This is a genomic window from Flavobacterium sp. AK-301, from assembly GCF_058310215.1.
Genome location: NZ_JBZEES010000003.1, coordinates 1 through 13,303, shown reverse-complemented (window position 1 = coordinate 13,303; position 13,303 = coordinate 1). Strand labels below are relative to the sequence as shown.

Here is a 13,303-nt window from a genome sequence, read left to right as displayed (position 1 = left end):
TAGTAACAGTAATTATGTATTATAGATGGATAAAATTTAATCCTGCAGGTTTTATAATCTGTGGGATTTTTGTTTTTATAAAAATAATAAAAGTAAAGTGATCGTAAATCTATTATAATTTGAAATAAATTTTATTACATAAAAATTTAAATTTTTGCTATTGGATGTATTTTAATTAGAAAATAAATATTATTTCCTTTCATCTATACAATAAATAACAGTAAAACTTAAAATAAAGCGCTTTAAACGTCTTTTATAGATCTGAATATATAATTCCATCAAATAAAATAAAAGTCCTTTTAAAATGAAATTAAAAGGACTTGTTTTTATAGTAATTAACTATTAAAAATAGAATTTTAATAATTTATTCTTATTAAGAAGAAAATGAGATCTCATACATTTTAAAATATGTGAAATCTTTATTTTACTTTTAGTAGTATCCTTTTATCTATATTTTATATCTATATTTTTAAATATTAAAATTATATTTTATACTACATTTTAACCTGATTTGCAGTATAAGAAAACAGATAACTTACTTGATTTTTTATGATAATTTTGATTATATGATAATCGTTTAACAAGAACTTTTTTGTATTTCTATAATTAAAAATAAAATAAAATAGTATAATATTTATAGATAAAATATCAATAAAACTCTCTAATTATTGTAAATAATATAATAAAAGTAATATATTATATTATTTTTTATACTATTATTTTGTTTTTAAATAATTACTACTATTTTAGCGTTTTCTAGATATTCTAAGTTTATTTTTATCTAAATTAAGATATATACATAGATAAAATTTAGTTAAATAGACTTTTATAATTTTAAATTGAGTATTTATTTACTTCTTTTTCAGGTAATTGTAATTACAAAAACAGTTATTTTCTTTTTATAAATATTGGTAATTTCTATAGATATTCTATATTTATTAACATGCTATTTTAATTAAAAATCATCTATTTTCTTTTTAATAATAAGAATAAAAGACCCTTATAGTCTTTATAGTAATAGAATATTAGAGAAGTATTGATTTTTATAAAGAAATGATATTTCAATAATTATATAATTTATTAAGCGCATGAAACAAAAAAAAGAATTATTAATCCTTTCTCCTTTAGAAAGGACAGATGTAAAATTAGCTTTAGAAACTATTAAAGCAGGGGCTTTTCCTATACTTCATCTAGGCAGAGATATAGAATTAGCAAAAAAAGAATTAGTAAATCTTAGTTCGAAGACCGATCAGTTTTTTGGAGTATGTATTACTTCTGAGACGATGAAAGATTTAATTTTTCCAGAGAATGTAACAAAAGTTTTGTTGCCTTTTGGAATAGATATTTCTAATAATGAATCTTTGAGCAAAAAAAATATAGAAATTTTATATCAGGTACATTCTTTTGAAGAAGCTGAACATATTATAAAAAATAAATTATATTCAATTGTTATAAAAGGTAATGAAGGAGCAGGTAAAGTTGCTAAAGAATCTTCTTTTATTCTTTTTCAGGGAATAATAAAAAAATATCCTAATTGTGATACGAATATATTTATACAGGGAGGTGCCGGTCTTCATTCTTCATCTGCATTTCTTGGGTTAGGAGCTAAGGGTATTATTTTTGACTCTCAGGTAGTATTATTTTCTGAGTGTAGCGTACCTAAAATAGTCAAAGATACCTGCAGGAAACTTAGTGGAAGTGAGACGGTTGTAATTGATGATTTTAGAGTATTACGCCGAAAAAATTCTCCTGATTTACCTCATAATGCAAAGTATGCTGATTTATTACCTTATTTAGATGGTTATGACTTATCTGAAAATTATCTCCCTATGGGACAGGATATTGCATTGGCAATAGATTTAGTGGAGAGGTATAAAAAAATAAGTAATCTGGTAAATTATTTTTACGAAACGGTTTATGGACATTTGTTGCAGGCTAAGAAACTGCATGTAATTTCGCCGGAAAGTAGCTTAGCAAAAGATTTGGGTATTAAGTATCCAATTGCTCAGGGTCCTATGGCTCGGGTTAGTGATGTTCCTGAATTTATAAATAATGTAGCTGATTCTGGAGCATTACCTTTTTTTGCTTTAAGTGTTATGTTAGGTAAATCTGCTGAAGATCTTCTGAATGAAACTTCTAAGCTTCTGGAAAATAAATCCTGGGGTATTGGTATACTTGGATTTGTTCCTTCTAAATTGCGTGAAGTACAGACAGAATATATATTAAAAGTAAAACCACCGATAGTATTAATTGCCGGAGGAAGTCCGAGATTAGCAAAACCTTTTGAAAAAGAGGGTATAAAAGTATTCTTACATGTTCCTTCTACTTCTTTATTGGATGTATTTTTGAAAGAAGGATGTGAAAATTTTATATTTGAAGGTCGTGAAAGTGGAGGTCATGTGGGACCACTTTCAAGTTTAGTTCTTTGGGAAAAACAAATTGTCAGATTACTAGAAGAAGATAAATGTTCACAAAGTGTCTTTTTTGCAGGTGGAATTCATGATGCTATTTCTTCTGCTTTTGTATCCATAATGAGTGTTTCATTAGCTGCAAAAGGAGTTAAGATTGGCGTTTTGATGGGAACGTCTTATTTATATACTGAAGAGGCTATAAAAACCCGATCAATACAGGAAGAATATCAGAAGCAATTATTGGAACAAAAAGGAACGGTACTATTAGAGTCTGCGCCCGGACAAGTAACACGTTCTTTAAAATCTCCTTTTACCCAATATTTTGCAGAAGAAAAAGAACGATTATTATCTCTCGGATTAGATACTACAGAAGTATTAATGAAGCTGGAGAGTTTGAATGTCGGTCGATTAAGAATTGCTGCAAAAGGTATTGAAAGACAAGAGGATAAATTAGTTCAAATAGGTGTAGAAGGACAATTAAATAAAGGTTGTTTTCAAGCAGGTGCAGTAACTGCATTAAAGAATAAAGTCACTACTTTAGATAAACTTCATATGGAAGTTGCAGTTGATTCGAATGAATTAATAGATAAACTTAATAATTTACCAAAACCGGTGTCTTCTGTAAAACCTATAGATATAGCTATTGTAGGTATGGAATGCGTTTTTCCTGGTGCAAAAAATCTGGATGAATACTGGAGAAATATTTTATTAAATAAGGATTGTATTTCAGAAGTTCCTGATTCAAGATGGAATAAGAATTTATTCTATAAACCAGAATCTCAGGATTCTGATGACATTGTCTCAAAATGGGGTGGATTTATACCTGATATAGATTTTGATCCGTTGGAATTTGGTATGACTCCACAATCAATAGCGTCTATTGAACCTGTACAATTATTAAGTCTTTTAGTTGCTAAACGGGCATTAGAGGATGCCGGTTATTCGGATCTTTCAGAAATAGAAAGTGATTATACTTCAGTAATTTTTGGTGCTCAAGGTGCTACTGAACTGGCAACATCTTATAATCTTAGATCAGGAATAAAACAATTATTTGGTGAATTACCGGATAATGTGAAAGAAGCATTGCCTCGTTTCAATTCACATTCATTTGCCGGTGTGCTTTCAAATGTTATTGCCGGAAGAATTACAAACCGTTTAAATTTAGGCGGACGCAATTTTTCAGTGGATGCAGCTTGTGCTTCATCTATTGCTGCCTTAGATATTGGTTGTCAGGAATTAGTAACTAATCGTTCGGATATGGTGGTTTTAGGAGGAGCTGATTTTCATAATGGACTCAATGATTTTTTAATGTTTGGTAGTACGTATGCTTTATCTAAAAAAGGATATTGTGCCACTTTTGATTCAGATTCAGATGGTATAGCACTTGGTGAAGGTATTGGAGTACTTGTACTTAAAAGATTAGATGATGCAGAACGTGATGGAAACAAAATATATGCTGTGATTAAAGGTATAGGGGGGAGCAGCGATGGTAAAAATTTAGGAATGACAGCTCCCAGTCGCAAAGGGCAGTTTAAAGCATTAGAAAGAGCTTATCAAAATGCAGGAGTTACGCCTTTAGATGTAGGTTTAATTGAAGCTCATGGAACAGGAACATCCGTCGGGGACAGAGCTGAACTTGCGGCTTTAACAGATTTATTTTTAGAGTCTGGAGCAATAGTTCGTCAGACATATCTGGGTTCTGTTAAAACACAAATAGGTCACACAAAATGTGCTGCAGGATTAGCAGGAATTATAAAAGCAGCTCTTTCAGTATATCATGGAGTTCTTCCTGCTACTATCCATTTAGATAAACCTCTTGGTATATATGACTCTAAAACAAGTCCGTTTTTATTCAATGCAAAAGCAAGTTTATGGAATGCTGAAAAACGAATTGCCGGAATTAGTGCTTTTGGATTTGGAGGTACTAATTTTCATGCGGTAATTGAAAACTATAAGGCGGTCATTCCTCAAACGACAGGTTTAGAAGCATTGCCTTCTGAGTTATTAATTTTCAGGGGAAGTTCTATAGATGAAGCTAATGAACAGATTAAAAAAGTAAAAGATTTATTAGAGATTAATGATGCCATTTCATTAAAAGATATTGCTTATACTTTGGCTGTTTACAGTACTAAAGAGGTTTATGTTTCTATAGTTGTTCAAAACATCGAACAGCTAAAAACGAAATTAGACCTTGTTTTATTAGGTAAAAATGAAACAGGAATTTATTATACTGATAAGAAAGAAGGTAAAGTTGCCTTTTTATTTTCAGGACAAGGCAGCCAACGGGTTAATATGGCTAGAGATCTGTTTGTTGGATTTCCATCCATGAGATATTTATTGCATCAGAATAATGAATACCAAAAAATCATTTTTCCGGAAGCTGTCTTTGATGAAGAATCAAAAAATAGACAAAAAGAAGCAATTACGGATACGCGTAATGCTCAACCATTATTAGGAATGGTAGATTTTGCTATAGCTGATTTTCTGCGTTCACTTGATATTGTTCCGGATATGGTTGCAGGTCATAGTTATGGAGAAGTAGTTGCTTTATGTTTTTCAGGCGTTTTTTCTCCAGAAAATTTAACTTCTCTGAGCCATAGCAGAGCACTATCTATACTAGAGGCAATAGAAAACGATAAAGGTAAAATGGTTGCTATAAGTAATGTTTCAGAAGATGATCTGAAAGAATTGCTTAAGGATGAAACAGAAGTTTGGGCTGTAAATTTCAATTCGGCAAAACAAATAGTTCTGGCAGGAACATCCGTTGGAATAGTTTCTTTTTTAGAGAAGATGAATGAAAGAGGCATTGCTTGTAAAGAACTAAATGTAGCATGTGCTTTTCATAGCCCTTTACTTCATAAAGCAAAAGAACTCTATGCAAACACATTAAAAGATATTGTTTTTCATACACCAAAAATACAGGTATGGTCAAATACTACAGCAATCGTTTATCCTGACAATACTACAGAAATAAAAGAACGTTTAGCAGAACAGCTTATACAACCGGTATTATTTAAGAAACAAGTCGAAAATATGTATGCCGATGGTGCCCGAATATTTATTGAAACAGGACCGGGAAGTGTTTTAGCTAATCTTGTAAAAACAACTTTAGGAACTGAAATAACAGCTATACAAACTGAGGGAACAATACCTGACGGAATCAGCTTTATACTGCATGCAATAGCAAAATATGTTGCTACAGGAAGAACTATAAATTTCAAAAAATTATTTGAAGAAAGGAATGTTTCCCTGATTGCTATTGATACTCCTGAAAAATATAAAAAAAGTGCAACGATCTGGCATATCAATGGGCATAATGCTGTTCCTGTAGTAGGAGAATTGCCTAAAGACGGAGCCTTACCAATACTAAATCCTATAATTTTAATTAAAAATATGAATAATAAAATTACGAATAACGGTAGTGTAGACACAGAAAGAATCATGTTAGAATATTTTGATAACATGAAACTATTGATTCAAAATCAACAAGAGTTAATTCAAAATGAACGGGATGTAATGTTAGGTTACCTTGGACAATTTGAGATAGCACCCAGAATTCCAATGCAAAATAGGATTATACCCGCTGTTCAAAAATCTGAAATTCTTGATATTCAGGAGGTACAATCCGTAGAAGAAACAACAGCATCATTATCATCATCAAACCTTCCAGATGTAGCCTCTTTATCTCCAGAAGATATATCCGCAATTATTTTAAGTATTGTAAGTGATAAAACTGGTTATCCTATCGATATGTTGGGAATGGAACTTGATTTAGAAGCAGATTTAAGTATAGATTCTATTAAACGTATGGAGATTATAGCCGGATTAAAAGAAAAGATGAACTTCTCATTAGATATAGATATATCAGAAGAATTATTTGAAAAAATGGCTTCTATTAAAACCCTTAATTCTCTTACTCAGTGGATTAAAGAAATAGGAGATTCTGAGTCTGTCAAAGAAGAAAAAGCAGAAAGTAAAGTGACTGTAAAAAATGATGCAAAATCTAGTCAGGTTGTCGAATTATCAAGAATGTGTTTAGATCTTGTTCCACACTCTGTTAACCTGGAAAAAGTTATTTCTATTGAAGGACAACGTTTAGCAATAACTGATGACGGAGGAGAGTATTCAATAGCTATAAAAAAAGAATTAGAATCAAAAGGATCTATTGTTACTATTATTTCCGGGACAGATGATTTAGCAGAATATGACGGATTAATTCTTTTAAACATTTCTTCTTCTTCCAATAGTTATACAATGAAAGATTTGTTTCATTTGATGAAAAGTGCCAATATGAAACAATTCAAATCGATTTATATATTTAGTGATGTTATAGGTCATATTTTAAACAATGAAGGCATAGAGAAATTAAACGATATAGAAGGATTTCCGGGATTAATTAAAACGCTGGCGCATGAATATTCTGATATTAATTTTAGAATTGTAAAATCTCATACTGAATTTACAATGGATACTTTGCCAAAAATAGTATCAGATGAATTATCTGTAAAAGAACTTTTACCTGAGATTATTTACAGAGATGCAGAACGTTTACATTTTGAAGCCAGATTAGAAAAATTGGATATTCAGCATAACCAGGAAATGTCAACATTAGATTTAGATAAAGAAAGTGTTATTCTGGTATTAGGAGGTGCGCAGGGAATCACGCCGGAACTTGTTTCACAATTGGCAAGTGAATATCCATGTAATTATATTTTAGCAGGACGTTCTTCTCAAATTGCAGATGAGGAAGGTAAATATAGTTTGCTAAAAACAAAAGATGAAATTCGTAAGTACCTGATTAGTATTGAAGAAATGAAAAAACCTTCAGAAATTGAACAAAAAACACAGGTCATTTTCAAATCGAACCAAATTGCCGAATCTATAGCTAAAATAGAATCTACAGGAGGAAAAGTAATCTATAAATCAATTGATATTCAAAATACTGAAGACTTTGAATCCTGGATTCAGGAAGTAAACAGCACACATGGTAAAATAGACGGAGTAATACATGCTGCAGGAATACTGGAAGATAAGTTATTTGACCAAAAAACATGGAAATCATTTGAGTCGGTTTATTCTACAAAAGCAGATTCATTACAAGTTATTATTGATAAATTACTTCCCGACCTTAAGCTTCTGGTTCTTTTCAGTAGTGTATCTTCTGCTTTTGGTAATAAAGGACAAGCGGATTATGCAGCTGCTAATAGTGTATTTGATTTAACTTCCTTAGTACTTAATCAGAAAAGAGATGATTTAAGAGTATTATCTTTTAACTGGGGACCATGGAAAGGCGCCGGAATGGTTTCAGATTCACTTGAAAATGAATTTAACAAAAGAGGAGTAGCTATGATTCCGTTGAAAGAAGGAGGTAAATATTTTGTTGATGAGTTAAAATATGGAAAAGAAGCATCTGTATTAGTTATGGGTGGTGAAGAATCAGGTATTCAAAACTTTCTCCAACTTATAAAGAATTAATAATGAGTCTACAAATAATAAAAACATACGTATAAACAGATGAAAAAACCAGATATTGCTATAGTTGGGATGTCTATATTTTGCCCAGGAGCTAACGATATAAATGAGTTTTGGCATAATTTATCCAATGGAGTAGATTCAATAATCGATGCACCTAACGATGTAATAGATCATTCCTATTTTGATAATCCGGATGGATCTATTGATAAGTTTTATTGCCGAAGAGGAGGATTTACAAATACAGTCAAAATAGACCCTTTACGATATGGTATTTTACCCATTGCCGCAGAAGGAATGGACCCCGAACATTTATTTACATTAGGAGGTGTTGAACGAGCCTTATTTGATGCTCAGGTTTTTCAAAAGAATATATCATTAAAGAAAGGATCTGTCATTATAGGAAAAGGTAATTTTGCAGGGTTAATAGCCCTGCGTTCTGCCGAAATTATTAGAACAGCCGCACAAATATCCCAATTGATAAGAAATGCACTTCCAGATGTACCGGAAGAGGAAATACAAAAAATAAAAAAAGAATATCAAGCTCAGTTGGGACGGTATCAGTCTGATACCGCTATTGGTACTATGCCTAATTTGGTGGCATCAATGGTTGCTAATAAGTTTGATTTACAAGGACCTGCCTATACCGTAGATGCTGCTTGTGCAAGTGGATTACTGGCAGTAGATCACTCTATTAATTTATTGAGAAGCGGAGAATGTGATATTGCTATTGCAGGAGGGATGCATTCAGGGCAGAGTCCTATGTTTTGGAGTGCTTTTAATATGATGGGTGCTTTATCCAGAAAACAGAAAATTTCACCTTTTAGTGAAGATGCAGACGGTTTGTTAATTGGACAAGGTGGTGGTATGGTTGTCTTGAAAACATTAGATAAAGCAATTGCCGATGACGACAGAATATATGCCGTTATAAAAGGTACAGGTGTTTGTAGTGACGGAGGAGGATCACATGTAATGGTAACTTCCGTTCAAGGACAAAAAAGAGCATTAGATTTGGCCTGGAAAAATGCAGGAATGGATCCTAAAAATATCGGTTATATAGAAACACATGGTACAGCTACTCCCATAGGAGATAAAACAGAAATTTCTACCCTGACTGAATTTTTTGGAGATGATTCCTGTTCAAGAGCATTTTTAGGCTCCGTTAAATCTAATATTGGTCATACTATGCCTGCAGCAGGAATGATAGGACTAATTAAAACCGCTTTGTCCCTGTATCATAGAAAAATCCCGCCTACATTACATTGTGAAAAGCCTCTGGAAGCGATGTTTAAATCTCGATTTCGACCCGCACAAGAATTGATTGATTGGGATAAAAGTAAATATCCGCTTATTGCCGGAGTAAATGCTTTTGGATTTGGAGGAATAAACTCCCATGCTATTCTGGTAGCGTATGAAGGTGAGAATCAAAAAAAAACTATTGCTGAAAATAGTTTGAATACAGATAAAACACTGGTTTTTGCAGCAGCCTCCAAAGAAGAGATGATTCAAAAAATAGAAACCAATGATTTTACAATTTCAGAAGGAGATTACCGTTTGATAATTTTTAATCCTACAGACGAAACAATAAATTTAGCTAAATCTATTGTCAGACAAGATAAAAGCTGTAGAGGAATTAAGGATATTTGGTTTTCAAATGATCCATTACTAAGTAAAGGAGGAAAAGTTGTGTTTTTATTTCCGGGATTTAATCCGGATGCAAAATTAGAAACAGATTCAATTAGTGAATTTTTAAATTTCCCCAAAGTAGATTACCAACAAATAGATGAAGAATTTAATAAAAGCACTAAATCAGACACCAGAGCTTTAGAACAGGAAACCAGAGCAATAAAACAATTTTATAGTTCTCTGTTAAATGATGTTGCATTAAAAGAGTTAGGAGTATCTCCTGATATGTATGCCGGTTTCAGTATAGGTGAGTGGTATGCTGTTAGAGCTGCCGGACTTATTACAGACGCTTCAATCCTTCGAATGAGGGAATTCATAGACATAGACAGGGACAGAGGAGAATATATAAAAGACACCTATTTTATTTCTGTATTTACAAGTTATGAAAATATAAAATCATTCTGTGATAGTATCGATCAACTTTATCTTGCCATTGATTGTTGTCCAAATAATGTACTATTATGTGGAACAACAGAAACCAGAGATATTTTAGCAGAGCATCTGGAACAAAGGATGATTACTTATCGAATATTACCTTTTAAATCAGGGTTTCATACCCCATTTCTTGAAAACACATTAGATTCTATTCATGAATCCTTTGAGTATATTGAAATGTTAGAAAATAATATTCCTATATGGTCTGCTAATTCATTAGACCTTTATCCAAATGACAAAGAAGGATTTAAACAATTAGTGATAGATAACATTACAAAACCACTCTATTTTAATGATTTAGTAAAAAAATTATATGAAAAAGAAAGTGGACGTATCTTTATTCAGATAGGAGCAGGTGGATTGACCGAGTTTGTTGATGATATTCTTAACGGGGAGAACTATGCAGCGATTTCCTCATCAAGTGATACACGTTCCGGAATTGAACAAATTAGGAGAGTACTGGCTTTGTTGTTTATCAATGGAAAAGAACCCGATTATAATTTTTTAAATGCTTTAGGTATTAAAATAGAAAATCAATTAGTAAAAAATATCTATACATTACCATCAGCATCTTCAATTGTTAAAGAATTTCCTTTGCTAAAAGAAGCCGTAAAAAAATATTGTAATTCAGGAACGCTATCTATTATGTCAGTCAGAGATAATGAGAATTCATTAGTTCAGGCAATGAACGGAAATTTTTTAGATATGAATAAAAGTTTAAGGGATATGGTGTCCGTTCAGAACGAAATGACTAAATTATTTAGAGAAAAGGGGTCTTTAGCGACTAACACAGAAGTTGTAGTAAAGAAGCAAGAACAAAATGTTCTTTTAAAAAGAAAAGGAACCACATTTGAAGAACAATTCTATATCAAATTAGAAGATCATCTTTATTTATTAGATCATTCAGTAATAGGACAGCCTGAAAACTGTAAATACAAAGAGGATTTAAATCCAATTATACCCATGACAATGACGTTAGAATTATTTGCAGAAATAGCCCATCGTCAGGTTCCCTCAAGGAAAATAGTGAAAATAGGACCCGCAATGGTTATGAAATGGATGTCTGTCGAAAAACCTTTTGATGAAAAGCTTATCGGTACATGGAAAACAGAAGATACGGTCGTTATGGAAATAAAAGGATATGCTACAGTTGAAGTTACATTTGCTGATGAATACCCTTCTCCTCCGGAAGAATATCAAGGAAGTATTGACATTGGAGAGCAAATTATGCCTACGCCTACAAGAGAAGAAGTATACGATAAATATGCCTTCCACGGACCAGCCTATCAATCAAATGTATGTATGAAGAAGGTGGCAGAAAGAGGTATATTATGCGATGTAAAGAAGATGGAAGGAACAGGCTCTTTATTAGATAATATTGGTCAGTCATTAGGTTTGTTTTTACATTTAACAGAAACAAAAAATACAATATCTTTCCCTGTAAGAGTTAAAGAAATTTGTTTTTATCAGGATATGTACGATCAAGAAGGGATATTTGATCAGACCACTATTATAAAAAGTCTTTCAGACATTTTTGAAAAAGGAGATGTTGTATTAAAACGCGACGGGAAACTTTGGGCTGTAGCAAAAGGATGGATAGGTCAGCGATTTGAATTGGATAAAACAATGTGGAATATAATCTTAAAACCGAATAAATACAAAATGGCTACAGAAATAGCACCAAATATATATTTTTTTCATGATGATTCTAATAATAAAATAGTTACTTCACTATTTTTAAATAAAAGATATCTGAATTATTCGGAAAAACAGTATTTAGAAACATTGTCTCCAGAACATCAAAAGGAGTTCCTGATTAGTCGTGTAGTCCTTAAAGATGCAGTTAGAACTTTTATCAGAAAAGAAGACGAAGATTATATTTTTCCAATTGAAATTTTTATTGATCATGATTCTAACGGAAAACCGAGTGTGTATGGATTAGACAAATTAGATGAGGTAGAAGTTTCATTGTCTCACAAAGGATTAAAATCAGTAGCCATAGCGTCTCACAAACCCGTAGGTATAGATATTGAAATAATCGAAGATAGAGATGATAGTTTTTGGAAGTTATCCTTTACAGAAAAAGAATTGAATCTGTTAAAAGACAAAGATGCAGCAGAATGGAGTACCCGTTTTTGGGTTGCTAAAGAAGCGTATAGTAAAATGACAGGTATCGGATTAAAAGGAAATCCTAAAAAATATGAAGTTGAACGTATAGAGAATGAAAGTTTATTTATAGCAGATACTGAAATTAAGACTATTAAGTATGATTCCAACCATATTGTAGGATGGACAAATTAAATACTATTATGAGATACCTAATTTGTGATACTTATAAAAGTTAGAATTTTTAGAGCCTGTTTTATTATTTTAATAAACAGGCTTTATTCCTATTTTTTAAGTCTTCTAAAAAAAAGACATAAACAAGTAATAATTTTATATTTTTACCAAAAATTAAAAACTCAATTTATCAAATGAAAAAATCATTTTTAGTTATCGGACTTGCTTTTGCAATGTTATCATGTAATAAAGATAATGCTACTGTAACAGAATCTAAAACTGCTTATATCGATACAGCTAAGCTTTTAAAAGAATATACTAAAGCAAAAGATTTAGAAAATAAGTATAAAACTAAATCTGACGAAATGGGTAAAGAATTACAGTCTCAAGTAGCAAAATTTCAGGCTGACGTTGCTGATTTTCAAAAGAATGCACAATCAAAAGGTCAGGCGTGGGCACAACAAAGAGGAACTGAATTACAAAGAAGAGAACAGGAATTACAATACAAGCAACAGTCTTTAATGCAAACGTTACAACAAGAAAGTGGTGTTGAAATGGATAGTTTAGTAAGTAGTGTAAAATCATTTATTAAAGATTACGGTAAACAAAAAGGGTATTCTTATATCTATGGTACCGGTGAATCTGCTAATATTTTGTATGCAAAAGACGAGTATAATATTACAGAAGAAATCGTTAAAGCACTTAATGATAAATACAAATCAGGTTCAAAAACAGAAACGCCAACTATTACTCCTGCTACTCCAGTAGAAGAGAAGAAATAGTTTATTGTATATATTATAAAAAATGCCTCCCGATTCGGAGGCATTTTTGTTTCCATCAGTATTCAGTATATTTAGTTTTCAGTATATTAGTAATCAGTATATCAGTAATCAGTATTCAGTAAATTAGTATTCAGTAACAAACCATTAATATCCGGTAATTAACAACCAACAACCAACAACCAACAACCAACAACCAACAACCAACAACCAACAACCAACAACCAACAACCAACAACC

At 31.7% G+C, this 13,303-nt stretch carries 3 protein-coding genes; all 3 read left to right on the top strand.

Annotation, left to right across the window (positions count from 1 at the left end; all coding sequences use genetic code 11):
• Window positions 1-1,088: 1,088 nt before the first annotated feature.
• The 3 genes from AC4FQX_RS05915 to AC4FQX_RS05905 all read left to right on the top strand — a co-directional run bounded on the left by AC4FQX_RS05915 (window position 1,089) and on the right by AC4FQX_RS05905 (window position 13,066).
• Window positions 1,089-7,886 (top strand): SDR family NAD(P)-dependent oxidoreductase, encoded by a 6,798-nt coding sequence (locus AC4FQX_RS05915; protein WP_491166757.1) that lies wholly within the window; start codon window positions 1,089-1,091, stop codon window positions 7,884-7,886.
• Window positions 7,887-7,925: 39 nt separating this feature from the next.
• Window positions 7,926-12,305: a type I polyketide synthase gene (locus AC4FQX_RS05910; protein WP_491166756.1), complete on the top strand. Its 4,380-nt coding sequence runs from the start codon at window positions 7,926-7,928 to the stop codon at window positions 12,303-12,305.
• A 173-nt stretch (window positions 12,306-12,478) separates the two neighbouring features.
• A complete protein-coding gene (locus AC4FQX_RS05905) occupies window positions 12,479-13,066 on the top strand; it encodes an OmpH/Skp family outer membrane protein (RefSeq protein ID WP_491166755.1) in 588 nt (195 codons plus the stop codon).
• The last annotated feature ends 237 nt before the right edge of the window (window positions 13,067-13,303 follow it).